Genomic DNA, 20,426 nt, shown 5'->3' with positions numbered 1-20,426 from the left:
CCCGGTCAGGCGTTCCACAGACCGTAGCTGTCACCCAGGCTTGCGATCTTCTGCGCCCGAGCCAGGCGGGGAAGGTATGAGCCGTCCCCGATCGCCGCACCCGACTCATGAGCCTGGATGACCTCCCTGGCCCACTGCAGCTCCTCGTCCGAAGGGGCCAGCCCTCGATTCACCTGCTCGACCTGGGTGCGGTTCAGCGAAAGCTTGCCGGTCATTCCCATCTCGGCGGTGACTCGGCAGGCCTCTGCGACGGCCTCAGCAGAGGCATTGGCCTCCGCGGGTCCGTCGATGGCCCCGGGCAGGCCGCCCACACGAGAGGCGATGACCAGGCGCGAGCGTGCATACGCCAGTGCCATGGGGTCGGATGAGACGCCGACGTCCTTGCGGAAGTCGTTTGTTCCGAATGCCAAACGGAACGTACCCGGCGAAGAGGCGATCTGAACGGCGTTCTCGACACCGAGAGCGGATTCGATGAGCGCGATGACTGGGGTGCCCGCCCTGAGGCGCATCGCTGTGTAGGCCACCTGGTCAGGCCGCTCGGTCTCGGCGAGCATCACGCCCCGGAGGCCGTCCGCCTTCGACAGGGCCTTGACATCATCCTCCCAGTGCTCGGAGGTCGTCGGGCTGATCCGAACCCATGCAGTCATCCCGCCGTTCAGCGCACCGAGCACCGACTCCCGCGCCGCCGCCTTGCCGTCAGCGGGAACGGACGCCTCCAGATCAAAGATCACCGAGTCCGCCTCCGATGCCAGCCCCGGTGCGAAATCGTCCTCCCTCGAGGCGTTGATCAGCAGCCACGAACGCGACAGTTTGGCGGGCAGAGCGGCAGCTCGGCGGTTTCGGATCGGCATGCCTCCAGCCTAGCCTGAGGGGAGCTCGTGGAGCGGCACCTTCTGCTTGACACACCCCTTCCCAGCGCCGCACACTTAGTCCACAGCGGGTGCTTCAGACTCTGAAGAAATCCGCGGGAATGACTTCTACGTTGTTCTCGTTACCCCTGGATACAGACGTGACTCAGAGCATCCGTTCCCTCTGTGTCACACTCTGAATAGTTGAGAAGTTGAGGCTGGGTGCCAACCATCCCACCCCCTCCGTGCGGCATCCGGACTCCTTCTCAACAGAGGTGGGGGCGGCCCCCGTTCACCGCCCCCACCTCGCCCGCCCTTCTTCGCGCAGACCACCCGCGTCAGGCTGCGCCTGTGCCGCGGCGGTTTCCTGCCCCAGGGCCCTCTGACGTACTCTTTTCCGGTGCTTACCTGCCGGCTCTCATCCATTCTCGGTGCTGCTCTCGGCCTCACGCTGACCCTCAGCGCATGCGGAGGAGGTCAGGACGACGGAAGCAGCTCGCAGGGCAGCGGAGACCAGGGCTCCCAGGAGCAGGAGTACGACAACCCGGTGCCTGCCCCGGAGTACGAGGATGACGACTCAGTGCGTCTGCCTCTGGGCTTCATCAGCCCGGTGGGGCAGAACGAGGCAGCACCGCTGGAGGACGGCGGCATCGGCGAGGCTGATGACGCTCCCGGCGATCCCTTTCAGGCCCAGCCTGAGCAGTCGGAGCCGCACCTGACGGAGATCGCCAGAACGGACGCCTTCGGATGTGAGGACCGCATCTCGGTCATCCAGACGGTGCCGATGGTGGTGGATGACCCCGCCGGAGCGGCCCTTGAGTTTCTGCTGGAGGACCAGTACGGCCAGCACGGCAGCCCTGAGTTCGTGAATGCCCTGGCCGTCACTGATCTCAGCATCGAGAGCGTCGAGCATTCGGGAGGCACCGTGACGGTGGAGCTTTCGGGCCAGCCCCCGGCAGCAGGCGGCTGCCAGGCGTGGCAGGTGCTGAAGCAGATCGAGACCACAGCCCGGATGGCCACGGGCGCGGATGAGGCAGAGGTCCTCCTCGAGGGCGCGAGCCTGGCCGAGCAGCTGGGCATCAGCGAGGACTCGCCGCTGCAGATCAACGAGATCGAACCCGAAGTGGAGTACTGAGCGGCCTGAGCGCACCGGCTGAGGACGCACGTGCCTCAAGCCGGGTGCTCAGCTCCTCCTGAGATCGAGGTCAGCTTCGGCGAACTCCGCACCGGGCTCGGCAGGCTCCTCGCCGGATGCCCGCCGGATCTCGAGATCACGCAGCTCCACCCGCCGGATCTTTCCCGAGATGGTCTTGGGCAGCTCTGCCTCTTCGATCCTGCGCACCCTCTTGAATCCGGGCACAGAGTCCCGGCAGTGCTGAAGGATGGAGGCGGCCGTCTCCCTGCTCCACTGCGCATCCCGGGTCAGGGACACGAAAGCTTTGGGGACAGAGAGCCGCAGGGCGTCAGGAGAGGGAACGACGGCTGCCTCGGCGACCGCAGGATGCTCCACCAGCACCGACTCCAGCTCGAACGGGGAGATGCGGTAGTCGGAGGACTTGAACACGTCGTCGGAGCGCCCGACGTAGGTCAGCACGCCCGACTCCTCCCGTCGGACCACATCGCCGGTGTGGTAAACACCGTCGCGGAAGGCCTCCGAGGTGCGCTCCTCGTCTCCGAAGTAGGCCTTGAAGAGGCCCGCAGGCCGATCCGGGCTCTGCTCCCGCTCCGCCCGCAGACAGAGCTCACCCTCATCGGAGGCCTCGCCGCTCTGGGGGTCCACGATGACGACCTCGTAGCCCGGCAGGGGACGCCCCATGGAGCCGGGCACGACGTCCTGCCCCGGAGTGTTGGCCACCTGCAGAGTGGTCTCCGTCTGGCCGTAGCCGTCGCGGATGGTGGTTCCCCATGCTCGCTCCACCTGTGCGATCACTTCGGCGTTGAGCGGCTCGCCCGCGGAGACGGTCACCCTGGGGGGAGTGGTCAGCTGGGCGAGATCGGCCTGGATGAGCATGCGCCACACGGTGGGCGGTGCGCAGAAGCTGGTGACGCCGTGCTTCTCCATGGTCTGCATGAGAGCGACCGGGTCGAAGCGGCCGTAGTTGTAGACGAAGATCGTGGCTTCGGCGATCCACGGCGCGAAGAAGCTGGACCATGCGTGCTTGCCCCACCCGGGGCCTGCGACGTTGAGGTGCACATCGCCCGGCCGGATGCCGATCCAGTACATGGTGGTCAGATGCCCCACGGGGTACGAGGTGTGCGTGTGCTCCACCAGCTTGGGCAGGCTCGTGGTCCCGGAGGTGAAGTACAGCAGGAGGGTCTCGTCGGCTGCGGTGGCCCGATCGGGGGCGAACTCCGGGGATGCCTCGTATGCCTGCGGAAACGAGAGGATGCGCCGGGCCCCTCCCTGAGGGGAGTCCACCGCCGGGAGCGAGGCATCCGGGGTGTATTGCCCGGGCACGTGGATGAGCGTGAGGTCGCCCTCAACCGCGGAGAACTTCTCGCAGTCTGCCGCACCGGCGACGGCCCACTGAGCTCTGCCGCGCGCCACGCGGTCCTGCAGGTCGGCCGGTCCCATCTGGGTGGCGGTGGGGATCAGCACGGCGCCGAGCTTGATGCCGGCGAGCATGATCTCCCACAGCTCCACCTGGTTGCCGAGCATCAGGATGATTCGGTCCCCGCGCCGGACTCCGGCTGCGCGCAGCCAGGTGGCCGTCCGGTTCGATCTGTCGGCCAGCTCGGCGAAGGTGCGCCGCAGGACTGAGCCGTCTGCTTCGGCGATCACCAGGGCATCCTGGTCGCGGCGCTCGGGGCTTGCAGCGATCACGTCGAACCAGTCGAGGCCGAAGTTGAAGTGCGGGATCTCGGGCCAGCGGAACTCTGCGCGAGCCCGGTCGTAGTCCGTTCGGCAGTCCACCAGCTGGTCGCGTGCGGTGCGGAATGCGTCAGCTGCGGGGTTCTGGCTGGTGTGTGTCACGACGCGGGTACGTCCTTCGATTCGGCGGACAGTGCGGCTTCCGTGACAGCCTAGGACTGTATGCGAGCCCCGCACTGGTGCGGTGCCCATGAGTCCGCATAGTGATCCTTATATGATCGGGACAATATTTCTACTGGTGGGAGGCTGAATGCAGAGCGTTGAGGAGGGCTTCAGCGTCGGGCTGCGCATCTCCTCACCGGTGCTCATTCTGGCCGGACCATCCCCCGCCTCGAGTGAGCTGACGGCGCGGCTTCGGAGCCTCGACGTCAAGGTGCTCACTGCCTCTGCCGCTGACGCGGCGGTGCAGCTCGCCGAGGAGGAGGACGTGCATCTGGTGGTGGCCGACGCCCGCGCGTCACGTCGGATCGCGGAGCTCGACGACGCGGTCGCTCGTCTGCGCGAGGGGCGCGCCGAGATGGCGGGCCTGCTGTGGTTCGATTCGGATGCCCCCGACGCCGAGATCCTCAGCCTGTGCACCTCCGCAGATGATCACATGGCTGCTCATATCGGTGTCGACGAGTCGCTGCGGAGGCTGCACCTGCTCACCGGGCGCATACCTGAGAGCAGGGACGGCGAGCGCCTGGTGATCGGAGATCTTGAGCTTGACGCCCACAGCCGGACGGTCACGCGCGCTGGTGTGGACATCGACTTGTCCGACACGGAGTTCCGGCTTCTGCGCCTGCTGATGCGCCACGCGCGCACAGTGCTTCCCAAGTCTCAGATCCTTCAGGAGGTGTGGGAGTACGAGTTCGCTGGCCAGGCCAACCTGGTGGAGCTGTACATCTCGTACGTGCGCAAGAAGATCGAGAACGGCATGCCCCGAATGATCCACACCGTTCGGGGCGCCGGCTACGTGCTGCGGCCGGCCTCGGACTGAGCGCGCCGTGAGGCCCTGACGGCCCCGAGTCCCAGCGAGAGGGCGAGCAGGGCGAGTATGGCTGCCCACAGGGTGGCGCCGGTCTGGGCCAGACCGATCTCCTCGCTGGCCTGCGTGCCCTCCGTCTCGAACGGCCCCTCAGCAGCGTCCTCGCCGGCTCGCGCGCCCTGCTGGAGTCCGGTGAAGGGGTTCAGTGTGCCGGTCATCCCCGGCATGGTCAGCGAGTAGCTGCCCTCCGGAACTTCGAGGCTGTCCTCAGGTGCGGGGTTGGGCGCTCCAGGAAGCGAAAGTCCTGCGGCCGGGGACGAAGGAGTGCCCTGCGGCCCCTCCTCTGTGGGCGTCGGAGCCGCGACCGCGTCGTCGGCGGTGTCGGTCTCGTCGTCCTCACCGTCCTCCGGGACGGTGGCGTCCGGCCCTTCAGTGTCGGGGGTCTGGGCGTCTTCGTCGAGCTGGGTCTGTGTGGGAGTGGACTCCGGCTCCGTCTCCGTCTCCGGCGTTGGGCTGGCTGCGGCGTCGCCGTTGACGGTGATGACGGCGGAGCACCCGGAACGTCTCCCCGTCCGCGGAGGTCCCGTTGATCGTCAGAGTGTCCTGTTGGGTGCCGGTGACTGATTCAGGGGCCGTGTATGTGAGCTGGCTGCCGCTGAGCGAGACGGATGCGCCCAGGGAGGAGCCGCCGGGGCCTAGGCTCAGCTGCGTTCCGCTCGGCGCGTTGATCGTCAGAGTGGCCTGCTCGCCGGCATTGATGCTGGTGCGAGGGCATTCAAAGCTGAACGCCTCGGGCTCCTCCGGCTCGGTCTCATCCGGCACATCAGTGTCTTCCGCCGGGTCGGTCTCGAGCTCCGGCTCCGGCTCCGCATCTGCCTCCTCGGGCTCGGGCTCCAGAGGCTCTTCCGGCGTAGGCGTCGGAGTAGGTGTGGGCGTTGGGGAGGCGTCGACGGTGGGCTCGGGAGCCCCCTCATCGTCCTGCGTCACGGAATCGTCCTCTTCGTCCTCTGACACACCGTCCTCAGTGCCTTCGGCGGTCTGAGCGGGCGTCGGCTCCGCAGTCTCAGAGGCATGCGAAACCGCTGCCCCGGGGATCAGGAGGAGGGCGGCGAGGAGGGGAGCTGCCGCAGCTGGACGTGCACGCACGCCGAGGAGTCTACAGGCCAGTAACAGCTGGTATCACGCGAGACGCTCCGGAGGGGACGCAGTCAGCGACGGGTCGGTCTGGGCCAGGTGCCCCACGGCTTCCTCGATCGCTGAGATGGTCTCTGCGGGCAGCGTCACACCTGCGGCGGCCGCGTTCGAGGCGATCTGCTCGGGCCGCGAGGCGCCGACGAGCGCTGAGGCCACGTTGGGCCGGTTCAGGACCCACGCGATGGCCAGCTGGGCCATCGTCAGACCCTGGTCCTCGGCGATGGGGCGCAGCTGCTGGACGGCGCGCAGGACCTCGTCGTTGAGGTACTTCTCGACGAAGTGTCCGGATTCCTCGTGGGCTGCCCTGGACCCCTCCGGATACGGCTCCCCGGGCTTGTACTTGCCGGTGAGGACGCCCTGGGCAATGGGAGACCAGACGATCTGGCTGACCCCCAGCTCCTCGGAGGCCGGAACGACCTCCTCCTCGATCACCCTCCAGAGCATGTTGTACTGCGGCTGGCTGCTGATGAGCTGGATGCCCAGATCCTCGGCCAGTGCATGGCCGGCCCTGATCTGCTCCGCAGTCCACTCGCTGACGCCGATGTAGAGCGCCTTGCCCTGGCGCACCACGTCGGCGAAGGCCTGCATGGTCTCCTCCAGCGGTGTGGCGTAGTCGAACCGGTGCGCCTGATAGAGGTCCACGTAGTCGGTGCCGAGCCGGTTCAGCGAGCCGCTGATCGACTCCATGATGTGCTTTCGGCTCAGGCCGGTGTCGTTCGGGCCCTTGGGGCCGGTGGGGAAGTAGACCTTGGTGAGGATCTCCAGGGATTCCCGCCGCTGGCCCTTCAGAGCATCGCCGAGAACCTGTTCGGCGATGGTGTTGGCATACACGTCCGCCGTGTCGAAGGTGGTGATCCCTGCGTCGAGGGCGGCGTGCACGCACTGCGCGGCCACTTCGTTCTCCACCTGGGACCCGTGGGTCAGCCAGTTGCCGTAGGTGATCTCTGAGATCTTCAGGCCGGAATTGCCGAGGTGTCTGAACTCCATGATCGCCAGCGTAGGCCACGCCCTCGGCAAAGTCTCCCCCTTCTGGGCCGCCCCCGGGCGCCCTCGGTCCCGCACTGGGTCGCTGGTAGGTTGCTTTCATGGCAGAGCTTCCTGTGATCACAGTCCTGCACCCCGCCGACGCCTCAGGGCCGATGGCCGTGCCCCCTGGTCTGGAGCGCCTCGAGGGGCGGGCCGACATCCGGCTCACCGCCCCCGAGGGCCTGTCTGAGGCAGTCCGCGGAGCAGATGCGCTCTTCCTCTGGGACTTCTTCTCGGAGGCTGTGCAGGACGCATGGCCGCAGGCGGACCGACTGGCCTGGATCCACGTGGCGGCAGCAGGAGTGGACAAGCTGATCTTCGACGAGCTCGCCGCATCCGAGGTGACGGTCACCAACGCTCAGGGAACGTTCGACCGGCCCATCGCAGAGTGGGTGCTCGGGGCAGTTCTGGCCGAGGCCAAGGACTTCGCCGCCGGGTACGAGTACAAGTCGCAGAAGGTCTGGAAGCACCGTGAGACGCGTCGGGTGCAGGGGCTCTCAGCGATCGTGGTCGGCACCGGCGCGATCGGACGCGAGACGGCTCGTCTGCTGAAGGCTGTGGGCATCGAGGTGCGCGGCGCAGGCCGGAGAGCCCGCCAGGGCGACCCGGACTTCGGCGAGGTGGTGCTCTCAGAGAGCCTCGAGGAGCACGTCGGCGACGCGGACATCCTCGTCAACGCTGCGCCTCTGACCCCGCAGACGCACGGGCTGATCGGCCGCGGCGTCCTGAGCGCCATGAAGCCTGGGGCCCACTTTGTGAACATCGGCCGTGGCCAGTCGGTGGATGAGGCCGCACTGGCTGACGCGCTGCGGCAGGGGCCTGTGGGCTTCGCCTCGCTCGACGTGTTCGAGACCGAGCCGCTGCCTGAGTCCTCGCCGCTCTGGGAGATGGAGAACGTGCTCATCAGCGCGCACATGTCAGGCGACGTGGTGGGGTGGCAGGAGACCCTCGCAGAGCAGTTCCTCGACAACGCCGAAAGGTGGCTCGAGGGGCAGTCGCTGAACAACGTGGTGGACAAGGAGAAGGGCTACGTGCCCCAGCCCCGGTGACTGGTCTGTGTCCGTGGCGGGGCACAGGCGCGCCGCGTGGCACACTGACCGCAGAACGTGTTCGGCGACACCCTGATCGAGGAGGCCCCCATGACCGATTTGGCAGACCTGACCGCAGCGGAGCTGCTCGACGGCTATGCGTCGGGACAGTTCACACCTGTCGACGCGACGGAGGCAGCCCTGACCCGCATTGAGGAGCGGGACGGCGACCTGAACGCCTTCGTCCTGGTGGACAGGGAGTCCGCACTGGCCTCGGCGCAGGAGTCCGCCGCCCGATGGCGATCGGGGGAGACGCTCGGCCCCGGCGACGGGGTGCCCACCAGCATCAAAGACATCTTCGGCACCAAAGGGTGGCCCACCCTGCGCGGCACCACCCTCATCGATGAGGCAGGTCCCTGGGAGTGGGACGCTCCGTGCGTGGCGCGCCTGCGTGAGACCGGCGCGGTCCTCCTGGGGAAGACCGCCACCCCGGAATTCGCGTGGAAGGGCGTGACGGACTGCAGTCGGTTCGGCGCCACATCCAACCCCTGGGACGCGTCCACCCACGCAGGCGGCTCCTCCGGCGGGTCGGCGGCGGCGGTGGGCGCCGGCATGGGTCCGTGGTCGGTGGGCACCGACGGCGGCGGCTCCGTCCGAATCCCGGCCTCCTTCACCGGGACGGTGGCGCTCAAGCCCACCTACGGCCTCATCCCGATGTACCCGTCCTCGCCCTTCGGCACCCTCGCGCACGCCGGTCCGATGACCCGGACCGTCACCGACACTGCGCTCCTTCTTGATGTCATCTCGGGGTACGACCCTCGGGACTGGTCCTCGCTGCCGACGCCGCACACCTCGTTCGTGCAGAGCCTCGAGGGCGATCTGAAGGGGCTGCGCATCGCCTTCAGCGCTGACCTCGGGTTCGGCACAAACGACCCTGAGGTGGACCGCCTGGTCCGGGATGCCGTGAAGACGCTGGAGGAGGGCGGTGCGATCGTCGAGGAGGTGGATCCCGGCTTCGAGGACCCGGTGGAGCCGTTCCACGTGCTCTGGTTCACCGGTGCCGGCAAGGTCCTCGAGGCCTATGAGGACGACGCCATGGAGAAGATCGATCCGGGCCTGCGGGAAGGAATCGAAAAGTATCAGGACGCCACCGCCCGCGACTACCTGCAGGCGGTGCAGGTGCGCATGAACATGGGCGTGCAGATGGGCGCCTTCCACCAGAAGTACGACCTGCTCGTGACTCCCACCATGCCGATCACCTCCTTCGACTGCAGCCGGCAGTCCCCCCAGGGCTGGTCCTCGGACCTGTGGACCTCCTGGACCCCCTACACCTACCCGTTCAACATGACGCAGCAGCCCGCCGTCTCGGTGCCCTGCGGAGTGGCCGACAACGGCCTGCCGGTGGGACTGCAGTTCGTCGGCGCGCGCAACCAGGACGCCGCAGTGCTGCGGGCCGCAGCCGCCTACGAGCAGCTGGAGGGCAGCAGCTTCGCCCGGCCCAGAGCCTGACCCCATGGGCAGGCTCACAGGAGCCGGGCAGTCGGCAGGCGGGGCTCCGTGCGCCCTTCGCTGAGGGCGGTCCTCACCGGCCTGTGCATCACACAGGTCACCGCGTGGGGCACGCTCTACTACGCCTTCCCCGTGCTCTCGGCGCGCATCGCAGAGGACACCGGATGGACTGTGGCGCAGACGACCGCCGCATACTCCGCCGGGCTCGTCGTGTCGGCTCTGCTGGGGATCCCCGCAGGCAGGCTGCTGGACCGGCGCGGACCGCGCCTTGTGATGACCGCGGGCTCCGTCGCGGGAACCGCTGCTCTGGTCATCATCGCCGCGGCCCCCAACTACCCCGTCTTCGTGGCCGGCTGGCTGCTCGCCGGGGTCGGCATGGCAGGCACTCTCTATCCTCCGGCGTTCGCGGCCGTGACGAGGTGGTACGGACATCGGCGGGTGTTCGCCCTGACCGTCATCACGCTGATCGGCGGTCTGGCCTCCACGGTCTTCGCTCCGGTGACGGAGGCGCTCGCGGGAAGCCTTCCCTGGCAGCACGTCTATCTGGTGCTCGCCGGAATCTACGCCCTGATCACCCTGCCGCTGCACGCCGTCGTCCTGAACCGCGCGTGGCCCTCGGACCAGAGCGCATCATCGGCCGAGGGAGCGGACGAGACCGACCAGCAGTACGCGCGGGCCGTGATGCGCTCCCCGTCGTACGTGCTGATGACCGTCGGCATGACGCTGGGGGCGCTGTCGATGTTCGCGGCGATGATCAATCTCGTGCCCATGCTCATCGACCGAGGGGTGTCCTCGACGCTCGCCGCGTGGGTGCTGGGCCTGGGAGGCGCCGGCCAGGTGCTGGGGCGGCTGTTCTACTGGGCGATGGAGCGAGGCATGAGCGTGCGCGCCCGGACCCTGCTGATCTACGGCATCACGGCAGTGGCCACGGGGCTTCTTGCCCTCGATGCCTCGAATGCGGTGTGGCTGGTGATCGTCTCAGTCGGGGCAGGCGTGGGTCGGGGGCTGTCCACCCTGCTGAAGGCGACGGCCGTGACGGATCGCTGGGGGCCGCGGGCCTACGGACGGCTCTCCGGGGTGTTCAACGCCCCGGTCATGCTGGCCATCGCGGTCGCGCCCGCCGCCGGTGCGTGGGGAGCTCAGCTGCTGGGAAGCTGGGAGCTGATGTACGTGGTGCTGGCTGCGGTGGGCGCTGCGGCCGTGGCGTCGCTGGCGCTCAGCGTGCCCCGCCCCCCCCCGTGAGGGCGGCGCGTAGCGGCTTTGCAGCCGGTCCGCTTCCCGCGTAGTATGAGTCGTTGTCCGCTTGGCTGTGCTGTGCCCCTTCGCGGGGTTCAGCGCCCGGAAAGCAGCTCAGGCGCCAAAATTTTGCACCGTCCGCGTGGTCTCCGCGCGTCCGCAGGCAGCTTCGGTTGGATCTCACCCAGCCTGGTCGCTCGTACCGGTGCCAGTGAAGCGGTTCGCACCGCGGACCGAAAAACAGCATCTACGTACTCATCAGCTCAAGGAGTGATCATGGCAGCACGTTGCCAGGTGACGGGAGTGGTGCCGCAGTTCGGCAACCAGATCTCGCACTCGCACCGCCGCACCAAGCGCCGGTTCGACCCGAATATCCAGAAGAAGACCTACTGGGTCCCCTCCCTCGGACGGAAGGTGACTCTGAACATCTCCACCAAGGGGATCAAGACCATCGACGTGCGCGGGATCGACGCCGTCGTCGCCGACCTGCTTGCGAAGGGTGAGAAGCTCTAATGGCAAAGGACAAGGACGTACGTCCGATCATCAAGCTGAAGTCGACGGCCGGCACAGGGTTCACCTACGTGACCCGCAAGAACCGCCGCAACAACCCTGACCGCATTGTGCTCAAGAAGTATGACCCGGTCGTCCGCAAGCACGTCGACTTCCGAGAGGAGCGCTGATCATGGCCAAGAAGTCCAAGATCGCAAAGAACGAACAGCGCAAGGTCATCGTTGAGCGCTATGCCGAGAAGCGCGCCCAGCTGAAGAAGACCCTGATTGACCCCAACGCCTCCGACGAAGAGCGTGAGGCCGCACGCGTGGGTCTGCAGAAGCTGCCCCGCGACTCAAGCCCCGTCCGCGTCCGCGACCGCGACAGCATCGACGGCCGCCCCCGCGGCACGTTCCGGAAGTTCGGCATCAGCCGCATCCGCTTCCGCAACATGGCTCACAACGGCGAGCTCCCCGGCATCACCAAGTCCTCCTGGTGACCGCTTAGGCGAGCAGCCGTTCAGAAGGGATCCTCCCGAGGGAGGGTCCCTTCTTCTTTGCCCTGAAAGTGTCGGAATCACTCAGCTCGGAGCGGAAAAGCCCGCCGAATCGCCGCACCAGCGCGTTTCGGGCTTGCAGGCTCAGGCGGTGGTGGTAAGTTGCCGTTCTGACAGCCCGCTGGGCCGAGATCCGCGGAATCATGCGGAATTCGGCGGTCCACGGGACCTATTGAGGAACAAGTCCAGGAGGACAATCACCATGGCACTTAACCGCAGCGAGCTCGTCGCCGCCGTCGCTGAGAAGTCCGGCAACTCCCAGGCCGCCGTCAACGGTGTGCTCGACGCCGTCTTCGAGGTCTTCTCCGAAGAGGTCTCCAACGGCTCCAAGGTCTCCGTCCCCGGCTGGCTGTCCGTGGAGCGCACTGAGCGCGCCGCCCGCACCGGCCGCAACCCCCAGACCGGTGAGAGCATCGAGATCCCGGCCGGATACTCCGTCAAGCTCTCCGCCGGCTCCAAGCTGAAGGCTGCCGCCTCCGGCAAGTGATCCGCCCGAGCGTGCCCCCTCAGCCGTGCTGAGGAGGGTGCAGAAGAGCCCGTGACGTGAAGATCGTCACGGGCTCTTCTGCGTCCGGAGCCGGTAGAATTCTCACCATGCACCTCGCAGCTCTTCACGCCTCCGCGGCAGCGAACGCACAGCCGGACAGCCCCACGTGGGCGCCCATCCTCTTCGCTGCGGGTGCATTCGCGTTCATGGTGGTCGTGCTGCTGACCATGTGGAAGAAGATTCGGACCAACGAGCAGTGGCACCAGGCCGAAGAGGACACCGAGGGGAACGACCACGGCACCGGACATGACCGCGAGGACTGAGCCGAAGCTCTGGGCAGCCCCGCTGCCCCTCACCGCGGCGGCCCTCTGCCTCGGCCTGCTCGTCCTTGCTGCGACCGGAATGCTCACAGGCCTCGGCGACGCCGACCGCATCCAGGACCCCGGTGCCGCTACGCGCTGGGGTCTTCCCATCGCGCGGTACATCCACCACATCGCAATGGCCGCGGCAGTCTCCGCAGCCCTCCTCGCCGCCGTGGCCGTGCCGCCTCGCACCGGGCCCCGCAGCCGCCAGCAGCGCAGATCCCGCGGCCCGGAGGGGGCGCCGGAGCACCCGCTCTACTCCAGAACTCTGCAGATAGCGACCGTCGCCTCGATCGTCTGGACGGTCGCGGCGATCGCGGTGCTCGTGCTCTCCTTCTCCTCGCTGGCCGGCATGGCCGTCACCGCCGAGGAGGAGTTCTCCGCAGGCTTCTTCGACTACGCCACCAACATCGCCACCGGCCAGGCGTGGCTGGGCATCGTCATCCTGGCGGGGCTCTTCTCCACACTGGTCACGGCGGTGCGCCAACCGGCAGGCCTGGGCTTCGTCGCACTGCTGGGACTGTGCGCTCTGATCCCCATGGCGATGGTGGGCCACTCGGCCTCCGGCGATGATCACATCGCCGCGGTGAACTCGCTGCTGCTGCACCTTGTGGGTGTGGTGATCTGGGTCGGGGGAGTCGTGGTCCTCGCGCTGCTGGCTCCTGAGCTGCGCAGAAGCGCCCTCACGCTGTCCGCCCGGGATCAGGGCGGTGCCGAGCTGCTGGGCACTGTCCTGCGCCGGTACTCGGGGCTGGCCGGCATCGCTCTGGTGCTGGTGGCGGTCTCCGGGGTCATCAACGCCGATCTGCGCGTCTTCGGGCTGGCGGACCTCTTCAGCACCCCCTACGGCCTGATGCTGGTGGCCAAGACGGTGCTCACCCTCGCTCTTGCGCTCATCGGCTGGGCCCACAGATCCTGGATCATCCCGCGGCTGGCCGGGGACTCCCGAGGAGCGGGTGCCGGCGGAAGCGGGCAGCCTGTCACCTCCTACGGCACCAGCCGCCTGCTGTGGCAGCTCATCCTCGTCGAGGTCGCGCTGATGGCCGCGGTCGTGGCCGTCTCTGCAGTGCTGGGCCGCACCTCCCCGCCGGTGCCCGAGGAGCTGCCGGACGACGCCTCAGCGGCTCGCACGCTGACCGGCTACGACCTGCCTCCGGAGCCCGGACTGGCCGAGTACTTCACCCTGTGGCGCATCGATTGGCTCTGGACCGCCGTCGTTCTGCTCCTCGCCGTCTGGTATGTGCGGGCCTTCCTGCGCGTGCGCCGACGCGGCATCGCCTGGCCTGTGATGCGGACCGTGTCCTGGCTGACAGGCTTGGGGGTGCTGCTCTGGGTCACCTCCGGAGGGCCCGCGGTGTACGGAATGGTGCTGTTCTCCGGGCACATGATCCAGCACATGACGCTGACCATGGTGGTGCCCATCTTCCTGGTCCTCGGCTCACCGGTGACGCTTGCGATGCGTGCGCTGACCTCCCGCACGGACGGCTCCCGCGGCCCCAGGGGATGGATCCTGTGGCTCGTGCACTCGCGATGGTCCCGGTTCGTGACGCACCCGATCGTCGCCTGCGTGAACTTCGCCGGCTCCATCATCGTCTTCTACTACACGCCGATCTTCGGCTTCGCCCTCGAATACCACCTGGGGCACGTCCTGATGGTGGCGCACTTCCTGATCACCGGGTACATCTTCGCGCTCGTCCTCATCGGGCGGGACCCGCTGCCCCAGCGGCCGCCCCACTTCGTCCGGGTCATCATTCTGCTGGCCACCATGGTGTTCCACGCGTTCTTCGCCATCGCCCTGATGCAGGCCGAGCAGCTCATCGAGGCCAGCTGGTTCGGCAATATGGGCCACGGCTGGTTCCCCGCCATCCAGGACCAGCACAACGGCGCGGAGCTGATGTGGGGACTGGGTGAGATTCCTGCCGTGGTCCTGGGCGTCATCGCCTGCATCCAATGGGCCAAGGACGACACCCGCGAGATGAAGCGCGTCGACCGGGAGGCCGACCGCACGGGCGACGCCGACCTTGAGGCGTACAACCGAGTCTTCGAAGAGATGGCTGAGCACGACGCGCGCCGATGAGGAATGCGCACCGCACCACCGGAGTTGGGAACGACTATGACTGAGACTGCAGCAGAGCGCACCATGCCGCGCACCCGTATCCGCGCCTCGGAGCTGGTCGGCCGAGGCTGGCTGAACACCGGCGGGGAGCAGGTCTCCCTGGAGGACCTGCGTGGGAAGATCGTCATACTCGACTTCTGGACCTTCTGCTGCATCAACTGCCTCCACGTCCTCGACGAGCTGCGGCCGCTGGAGGAGGCCTTCCACGACGTCCTCGTCACGGTCGGCGTGCACTCGCCCAAGTTCGAGCATGAGGCGGACCCCGACGCGCTCGCCGCCGCGGTGGAGCGCTACGAGATCGAGCACCCGGTGCTCGACGACCCCGAGCTGACCACCTGGCAGGCCTACTCGGCGCGCGCATGGCCCACCCTCGTCGTCATCGACCCCGAGGGCTACATCGCCGCGAACCTCGCGGGCGAGGGCCACGTGGCCGGCCTGACGTCCCTGGTGGAGGAGCTGGTCGCCGAGCACGAGGCCAAGGGCACCCTGCACCGGGGACAGGGGGTCTATGTGCCCCCCGAGCCGGTTTCGCGCACCCTCCGCTTCCCGAGCAAGGCGGTGGAGTCCCCGGGGGGCGAGGGACGCTTCCTGGTCGCGGACACCGGCCACCACAGAATCGTCGAGCTCGAGGATGATCTCCAGACCGTGGTTCGAGCCTGGGGCTCGGGCGAGCGCGGCCACCTGGACGGACCTGCCGAGAGTGCCCGCCTGAACGAGCCTCAGGGACTCGCAGTGCTGCCCGCCGCGGTGGCGGAGCAGGTCGGATACGACGTGCTGGTCGCCGACACCGTCAACCATCGTCTGCGAGCCCTGAGCACAGCCACCGGTGAGATCCTCACGCTGGCCGGCAACGGTGTGCAGCGTCTGATCGACGGCGACCGGGCCAAGGAGAACCAGGCTGAGTCGGTCGGCCCGCTGGCCGGCGGCGAGACGGGCACTGCCCCGGCGCAGGTGTCGCTGTCCTCACCCTGGGACGTGGTGTGGTCCGAGAAGCTCCAGCGAGTGGTCGTCGCGATGGCGGGCACCCATCAGATCTTCACCTACGAGCCGATCGCCGGTGAGCTGTCCCTCTGGGCGGGCACCGGTCTGGAGGGCCTGACGGACGGAGCCCCCGAGGAGGCGTGGTTCGCCCAGACCTCCGGGCTGGCCGTCGATGCTGCGGGCGACATCTGGCTCGCGGACTCCGAGACCTCCAGCCTGCGGGTGATGCGCGCGGCAGCCAGCCCCGATGCGCCGATCACCGAGACGCTGGTGGGGGAGGGGCTCTTCGACTTCGGCTTCCGCGACGGGGATCCCTCGCAGGCGCGCCTGCAGCACCCCCTCGGAGTCACCGCCCTGCCGGATGGGTCCGTGCTGATCGCAGACACGTACAACGGTGCCATCAGGCGCTACGCCCCGGCCCGCACCGCCGCCGATGGTCAGCAGCTGCCCGCAGAGGTCTCCACGGTGGCGCGGGGCCTGAAGGAGCCCAGCGACGTGATGGTCGACGCCGACGGGACGAGCCTGCTGGTTGTCGAGACGAATGCCCACCAGCTGGTGCGGGTGGCCGTGCCGGAGCACTACCTCACGGTCGATGAGGGGGCTGCGCAGACTCAGCGGCCCGCGACGCAGGTCGCAGCCGGCGAGTTCGACCTCCAGATCGGGTTCAGCGCGCCGGCGGGACAGAAGCTGGATGACCGCTGGGGGGACCCCACGCAGCTGAAGATCTCATCGACGCCGCCTGAGCTCATCACCGACGGCGGCGGCAATTCGGAGGGGCTCCGCCGCACGCTGCGGCTGAACCCGGAGGTCGTCGAAGGCGTCCTGCACATCACAGCGCGCGCCGCCGCATGCGACGGCGCGCCCGGCGAGGACATCCCGATGCATGCCGCCTGCCACCTGTACCAGCAGGACTGGGGCATCCCCGTCGTCCTGGGCGAAGGCGGGGAGTCGCACCTGGAGCTTGACCTGCGCGGAGTCAAGTGAGCCGGGCGCGCCCGCGTCGATTAGGCTGGGGTTCAGCACCCGGACCCGGCGAAAGGCTGAGAAGACGATGACGACTATGGTCGTGGTGGCGAGCAAGCATGGCTCGACGGCTGAGATCGGCGAGCGCATCGCCTCGACGCTTTCTGCCCGGGGCGTGGCCGCCCACGTGAAGGACGTGGGCGAGGCCGGAGCGTGGCTCTACGAGTCCGACAACGTGATCGTCGGCTTCCCCGTGTACCGGCAGAAGTTCCTCAGCGAGGGGCCGCTGTTCCTGGACGCGCATCGTACGGAGCTGCAGGGCAAGCCTCTGTTCATCTTCGCGGTGGGCGGCGGTCCGCGGCTCGCCCCGGAGCTCACTGCCGAGCTGCGCCGCTTTCCCACGCGGGAGGTGACCTACTTCCGCGGCGCGATCACCGAGGAGACCCTGTCGTTCTTCGAGAAGCTCCAGCTGAAGGTGGCCAAGCAGCCCTCCGACGCGGATTATCGGGATTGGCCGGCGATCGAGGAGTGGGCAGACGGCCTGCTCGCCTACGGAGTCGCATAGGCCTGGCTGCTCCCTCGCGCCGTCGGGGTGAAGCACTAGAATGACCCGGGTGACTGAAGAGCACGGCGACGCCGAACAGCCTCCCGGCCAGGACCTGCGTGAGGAGTACGCCCAGCTCACCGAGCAGGTCAGCGCCCACCAGGTGGCCTACCACGTCGAGGATGCACCGCAGATCCCGGACGCGGACTACGACGAGCTCGTCCATCGGCTCCGCCAGCTTGAGGCTGAGCATCCTGAGCTGATCTCCGCGGACTCGCCCACCCAGCAGGTGGGCGGTGCGCCGTCCTCAGCGTTCGCTCCGGTGCAGCACCTGCAGAGGATGTACTCCCTGGAGGACCTGTTCTCGCTGGAGGAGCTTCGGGTCTGGTACGACCGGGCCGTGGCGTCGCTGGCTCGCATGCGTCCGGACGAGCAGCCTCGCTGGCTGGCGGAGGTCAAGATCGATGGCTTGGCCGTCAGCCTGGTGTACCGCCGCGGGGAGCTGGTGCGCGCCGCCACCCGCGGTGACGGAGCAACGGGTGAGGACGTCACCCACAATGTGCTCACCATCGACGACATCCCGCAGCGGCTCACGGGCGAGGGGCACCCCGAGGAGCTCGAGGTCCGCGGGGAGATCTTCATGCCCACCCAGGAGTTCGCCGCCCTGAACGAAAAGCTTCGGGAGGCCTCCGAGAAGGAGTTCGCCAACCCCCGCAACGCCGCCGCAGGCTCGCTGCGGCAGAAGGATCCCGCCAAGACGGCCGAACGGCCCCTGTCGATGTTCGTCCACGGCCTGGGCGCCCGCTCAGGCCTCTCCCTGGACAGTCAGCATGAGGCCTACGACCAGCTCGCCGAGTGGGGCCTCCCTGTCTCGCCCTACACGAAGGTCCTTGAGACCTTCGAGGAGCTCGAGGCATACCTCCACGAGCACGAGGCCAACCGGCACAGCCTGCTCCACGAGATCGACGGCGTCGTGATCAAAGTCGACGGGTTCGAGGGTCAGCGGGCACTGGGGCACACCTCTCGGGTGCCGCGCTGGGCGGCGGCGTACAAGTACCCGCCGGAGGAGGCGTCCACGGAGCTGCTGGACATCCGAGTGCACGTGGGCCGGACGGGCAGGGTGACTCCGTTCGCCATGCTCGAGCCGGTGAAGGTGGCCGGCTCCACCGTGGAGAAGGCCACGCTGCACAACCAGGAGGTCGTGAAGCTCAAGGACGTCCGCATCGGTGATCGGGTCACCGTCCGCAAAGCTGGCGACGTCATCCCTGAGGTCCTGGGTCCCGTGCCGGCCGAGCGTGAGCGCCGCGAGGCGCAGGGTCTGCTGCGCGAGTTCGTGTTCCCGGAGCTCTGTCCTGCCTGCGGCGCCTCGCTGGCGCCGGCCAAAGAGGGCGACGTGGACTACCGGTGCCCCAATGCCGAGACGTGTCCTGCGCAGCTGGCTGAGCGGGTCATCCACGTCGGCTCCCGCGGCGCACTGGACATCGAGGCCCTGGGCGAGGAGTCGGGACTTGCGCTGACCAACCCGGATCCTGAGGATGTGCGTCCCCCGGCGCAGCTGATCCACCGGGAGAAGACGGCGGAGTCCGGAGCTCCGGTGGAGTTCGACGATGAGGGTGAGCCTCTGCCGCAGACTCCGGTGCTGCGCAATGAGGCTGGCCTCTTCGACCTGACCCCGGAGGCTCTGAAGGGGGTCTACCGGTGGCGTGAGGTGCTGGAGAAGTCCTCGCAGAGCGGGAAGTTCGAGCCGACGGGGCGCTACGCCCCGGTGCTCTACTTCTGGACGAAGCCGCAGTACGGAGGGAGCGGTGAGGTCAGTCAGCCCTCCAAGCCCCGCGAGAACACCAACACCCTGTTCAGCGAGCTCCAGAAGGCCAAGGAGCAGCCCCTGTGGAGGGTCCTGGTGGCCCTCTCCATCCGGCACGTGGGGCCCACGGCGTCGCGGGCTCTTGCCAACGCCTACGGTTCGATGGAGAAGATCCGCGCTGCCAGCCAGGAGGAGCTGGCAGGGATCGACGGTGTGGGCCCGATCATCGCCTCCTCCATTCGCGACTGGTTCGACGTGGACTGGCACTGCCGCCTGGTCGACGCCTGGGCCGCCGCGGGGGTGCGGATGGAGGATGAGATCGACGAGTCCATGCCTCGCACCCTCGAGGGGCTCACCGTCGTGGTGACCGGCTCGCTCGAGCGGTTCTCCCGGGACGAGTCCAAGGAGGCGATCCTCGCCCGAGGGGGCCGCGCCTCAGGCTCGGTGTCGAAGAAGACCCACTATGTGGTGGCCGGCGGCTCCGCCGGTTCGAAGCTTGCCAAGGCGGAGCAGCTGGGTGTGCCCGTCCTGGATGAGGACCAATTTGAGATTCTGCTGAAGCAGGGTCCCCAAGGACTGGAGGAAAGCGCATGAGCACTGACCTGAGCACGCTGAACGAGCTGCTGAAGATCGCAGGCGAGGCCGCCCGCGCCGGAGCGGATGTGCTCGCCGGGCGGGCACAGACAGCTCCGGCGGGAATTCCTCTCACCGCGGAGAACTCCGGCCTGGAGACCAAGACCTCAGCGGCCGACTTCGTGACGGACTTCGACAAGAAGGCCGAGGACGCTGTGCGGAATGTGATCACCTCCTACCGGCCCCATGACGTCATCTCGGGCGAGGAGTACGGCACCACCGAGGTGGCGGACCCGTCCGGCTACCGCTGGTCCATCGACCCGCTCGACGGGACCACCAACTTTGTCCGCGGCATCGCCTACTACGGCACCTCCGTGGGGCTTCAGGCGCCTGACGGGGCGTGGATCGTCGGGGTCGTGGACGCCCCCGCCCTGCAGAAGATGTGGTGGGCCTCCGCAGGTCAGGGCGCCTGGACGGCGTCCTACACCTCCGAGCCGGTGCGCATGCACGGCCCCAGCGGGGAGCTGTCGGCGGGTCTGCTGGCCAGCGGCTTCGCATACGACGCGGAGCGGCGCGAGGAGCAGGCCGCAGCGGTGACGGACATGCTGGCCCAGTTCGGCAATATGCGCCGGCTGGGTGCGGCCGCCCTGGACATCTGCATGGTCGCAGAAGGGACCATGGACGCCTACGCGGAGTACGGCATTCAGGAGCACGACTGGGCTGCGGCCGCCGTGATCGCCGAGGAGGCGGGCACGCCCATGCGACGGCCCGCCCATGTCAACGGCAATGAGCACCCGGACTGGACGATCGCCGGGAACCTGGGCGTTCCGCATGACCGCCTGCGTCCGCGCCCCGAAGGTCTCTGATCCGG

General features: G+C 68.0%; 20 protein-coding genes. 15 read left to right on the top strand and 5 right to left on the bottom strand.

The features are described from left to right. Window positions 1–5 precede the first annotated feature (5 nt). A complete protein-coding gene (locus tag FS388_RS03890) occupies window positions 6–851 on the bottom strand; it encodes a CoA ester lyase (RefSeq protein ID WP_146339889.1) in 846 nt (281 codons plus the stop codon). Window positions 852–1,248: 397 nt separating this feature from the next. Here FS388_RS03890 and FS388_RS03885 point away from each other — a divergent pair, with 397 nt between their 5' ends. Beyond that, window positions 1,249–1,983, top strand: a complete 735-nt coding sequence (locus FS388_RS03885; protein ID WP_146339887.1) for a hypothetical protein — start codon at window positions 1,249–1,251, stop codon at window positions 1,981–1,983. Window positions 1,984–2,031: 48 nt separating this feature from the next. Here FS388_RS03885 and FS388_RS03880 read toward each other — a convergent pair whose 3' ends face one another. Then, a complete protein-coding gene (locus tag FS388_RS03880) occupies window positions 2,032–3,822 on the bottom strand; it encodes an AMP-binding protein (protein ID WP_246836283.1) in 1,791 nt (596 codons plus the stop codon). 148 nt (window positions 3,823–3,970) lie between these two features. On the opposite strand from FS388_RS03880, the gene FS388_RS13125 reads away from it, so the two are divergent. Continuing rightward, on the top strand, window positions 3,971–4,699 hold the full coding sequence (locus tag FS388_RS13125; protein WP_210410228.1) for a response regulator transcription factor: 729 nt from the start codon (window positions 3,971–3,973) through the stop codon (window positions 4,697–4,699). Here FS388_RS13125 and FS388_RS03870 read toward each other — a convergent pair. From FS388_RS03870 to FS388_RS03860, 3 genes are all read right to left on the bottom strand, one after another. Then, window positions 4,672–4,905: a hypothetical protein gene (locus FS388_RS03870; RefSeq protein ID WP_146339884.1), complete on the bottom strand. Its 234-nt coding sequence runs from the start codon at window positions 4,903–4,905 to the stop codon at window positions 4,672–4,674. The genes FS388_RS13125 and FS388_RS03870 overlap by 28 nt on opposite strands. Window positions 4,906–5,116: 211 nt before the next feature. Further along, window positions 5,117–5,833 (bottom strand): hypothetical protein, encoded by a 717-nt coding sequence (locus tag FS388_RS03865; RefSeq protein WP_146339882.1) that lies wholly within the window; start codon window positions 5,831–5,833, stop codon window positions 5,117–5,119. A gap of 33 nt (window positions 5,834–5,866) precedes the next feature. Beyond that, window positions 5,867–6,868, bottom strand: a complete 1,002-nt coding sequence (locus FS388_RS03860) for an aldo/keto reductase family protein (RefSeq protein WP_146339879.1) — start codon at window positions 6,866–6,868, stop codon at window positions 5,867–5,869. 98 nt (window positions 6,869–6,966) lie between these two features. Here FS388_RS03860 and FS388_RS03855 point away from each other — a divergent pair, with 98 nt between their 5' ends. The 13 genes from FS388_RS03855 to FS388_RS03795 all read left to right on the top strand — a co-directional run bounded on the left by FS388_RS03855 (window position 6,967) and on the right by FS388_RS03795 (window position 20,421). After that, window positions 6,967–7,956, top strand: a complete 990-nt coding sequence (locus FS388_RS03855) for a D-2-hydroxyacid dehydrogenase (protein ID WP_146339877.1) — start codon at window positions 6,967–6,969, stop codon at window positions 7,954–7,956. 90 nt (window positions 7,957–8,046) lie between these two features. Continuing rightward, on the top strand, window positions 8,047–9,444 hold the full coding sequence (locus FS388_RS03850; RefSeq protein ID WP_146339875.1) for an amidase: 1,398 nt from the start codon (window positions 8,047–8,049) through the stop codon (window positions 9,442–9,444). 48 nt (window positions 9,445–9,492) lie between these two features. After that, complete coding sequence (locus tag FS388_RS03845) at window positions 9,493–10,686, top strand: MFS transporter (RefSeq protein WP_146339873.1); 1,194 nt, start codon at window positions 9,493–9,495, stop codon at window positions 10,684–10,686. Window positions 10,687–10,956: 270 nt separating this feature from the next. Continuing rightward, complete coding sequence (rpmB, locus tag FS388_RS03840) at window positions 10,957–11,193, top strand: 50S ribosomal protein L28 (RefSeq protein WP_146339871.1); 237 nt, start codon at window positions 10,957–10,959, stop codon at window positions 11,191–11,193. Further along, complete coding sequence (rpmG, locus tag FS388_RS03835) at window positions 11,193–11,360, top strand: 50S ribosomal protein L33 (protein WP_022872124.1); 168 nt, start codon at window positions 11,193–11,195, stop codon at window positions 11,358–11,360. The genes rpmB and rpmG overlap by 1 nt, the downstream gene beginning before the upstream one ends. A gap of 2 nt (window positions 11,361–11,362) precedes the next feature. Further along, a complete protein-coding gene (gene rpsN / locus FS388_RS03830) occupies window positions 11,363–11,668 on the top strand; it encodes a 30S ribosomal protein S14 (RefSeq protein WP_146339869.1) in 306 nt (101 codons plus the stop codon). Between the two features lie 259 nt (window positions 11,669–11,927). After that, on the top strand, window positions 11,928–12,212 hold the full coding sequence (locus FS388_RS03825) for an HU family DNA-binding protein (RefSeq protein WP_146339867.1): 285 nt from the start codon (window positions 11,928–11,930) through the stop codon (window positions 12,210–12,212). Window positions 12,213–12,319: 107 nt separating this feature from the next. After that, window positions 12,320–12,535 carry a hypothetical protein gene (locus FS388_RS03820; protein ID WP_146339865.1) on the top strand — a complete coding sequence of 72 codons (216 nt, stop codon included), beginning with the start codon at window positions 12,320–12,322 and terminating at the stop codon, window positions 12,533–12,535. Further along, window positions 12,519–14,651 (top strand): cytochrome c oxidase assembly protein, encoded by a 2,133-nt coding sequence (locus tag FS388_RS03815; RefSeq protein ID WP_146339863.1) that lies wholly within the window; start codon window positions 12,519–12,521, stop codon window positions 14,649–14,651. Before FS388_RS03820 ends, FS388_RS03815 begins: the two co-directional genes overlap by 17 nt. A 36-nt stretch (window positions 14,652–14,687) precedes the next feature. Beyond that, window positions 14,688–16,655, top strand: a complete 1,968-nt coding sequence (locus FS388_RS03810) for an NHL domain-containing thioredoxin family protein (RefSeq protein WP_146339861.1) — start codon at window positions 14,688–14,690, stop codon at window positions 16,653–16,655. 67 nt (window positions 16,656–16,722) lie between these two features. Then, window positions 16,723–17,199, top strand: coding sequence for a flavodoxin domain-containing protein (locus FS388_RS03805; RefSeq protein ID WP_146339859.1), 477 nt, complete (start codon window positions 16,723–16,725; stop codon window positions 17,197–17,199). Between the two features lie 40 nt (window positions 17,200–17,239). Beyond that, a complete protein-coding gene (gene ligA / locus FS388_RS03800; protein ID WP_146339857.1) occupies window positions 17,240–19,576 on the top strand; it encodes an NAD-dependent DNA ligase LigA in 2,337 nt (778 codons plus the stop codon). Continuing rightward, the gene (locus FS388_RS03795; RefSeq protein WP_146339855.1) at window positions 19,573–20,421 is read left to right on the top strand and encodes an inositol monophosphatase family protein; all 849 of its coding nucleotides are present in this window, start codon (window positions 19,573–19,575) and stop codon (window positions 20,419–20,421) included. Before ligA ends, FS388_RS03795 begins: the two co-directional genes overlap by 4 nt. The last annotated feature ends 5 nt before the right edge of the window (window positions 20,422–20,426 follow it).

The sequence above is a fragment of the Nesterenkonia sp. NBAIMH1 genome (assembly GCF_007922635.1).
GTDB lineage: Bacteria > Actinomycetota > Actinomycetes > Actinomycetales > Micrococcaceae > Nesterenkonia > Nesterenkonia pannonica.
This window is presented reverse-complemented; position numbering and strand designations above follow the sequence as displayed.

Bases quoted from the DNA above. Each gene is read 5' to 3' on its own strand.
- FS388_RS03825 (WP_146339867.1), top strand. From the start codon at position 11,928: ATGGCACTTAACCGCAGCGAGCTCGTCGCCGCCGTCGCTGAGAAGTCC.
- FS388_RS03795 (WP_146339855.1), top strand. From the start codon at position 19,573: ATGAGCACTGACCTGAGCACGCTGAACGAGCTGCTGAAGATCGCAGGC.
- FS388_RS03815 (WP_146339863.1), top strand. From the start codon at position 12,519: ATGACCGCGAGGACTGAGCCGAAGCTCTGGGCAGCCCCGCTGCCCCTC.
- FS388_RS03820 (WP_146339865.1), top strand. From the start codon at position 12,320: ATGCACCTCGCAGCTCTTCACGCCTCCGCGGCAGCGAACGCACAGCCG.
- FS388_RS03810 (WP_146339861.1), top strand. From the start codon at position 14,688: ATGACTGAGACTGCAGCAGAGCGCACCATGCCGCGCACCCGTATCCGC.
- FS388_RS03850 (WP_146339875.1), top strand. From the start codon at position 8,047: ATGACCGATTTGGCAGACCTGACCGCAGCGGAGCTGCTCGACGGCTAT.
- FS388_RS03805 (WP_146339859.1), top strand. From the start codon at position 16,723: ATGACGACTATGGTCGTGGTGGCGAGCAAGCATGGCTCGACGGCTGAG.
- FS388_RS13125 (WP_210410228.1), top strand. From the start codon at position 3,971: ATGCAGAGCGTTGAGGAGGGCTTCAGCGTCGGGCTGCGCATCTCCTCA.
- FS388_RS03890 (WP_146339889.1), bottom strand. From the start codon at position 851: ATGCCGATCCGAAACCGCCGAGCTGCCGCTCTGCCCGCCAAACTGTCG.
- FS388_RS03870 (WP_146339884.1), bottom strand. From the start codon at position 4,905: ATGACCGGCACACTGAACCCCTTCACCGGACTCCAGCAGGGCGCGCGA.
- FS388_RS03855 (WP_146339877.1), top strand. From the start codon at position 6,967: ATGGCAGAGCTTCCTGTGATCACAGTCCTGCACCCCGCCGACGCCTCA.
- ligA (WP_146339857.1), top strand. From the start codon at position 17,240: ATGACCCGGGTGACTGAAGAGCACGGCGACGCCGAACAGCCTCCCGGC.
- FS388_RS03860 (WP_146339879.1), bottom strand. From the start codon at position 6,868: ATGGAGTTCAGACACCTCGGCAATTCCGGCCTGAAGATCTCAGAGATC.
- rpmG (WP_022872124.1), top strand. From the start codon at position 11,193: ATGGCAAAGGACAAGGACGTACGTCCGATCATCAAGCTGAAGTCGACG.
- rpmB (WP_146339871.1), top strand. From the start codon at position 10,957: ATGGCAGCACGTTGCCAGGTGACGGGAGTGGTGCCGCAGTTCGGCAAC.
- rpsN (WP_146339869.1), top strand. From the start codon at position 11,363: ATGGCCAAGAAGTCCAAGATCGCAAAGAACGAACAGCGCAAGGTCATC.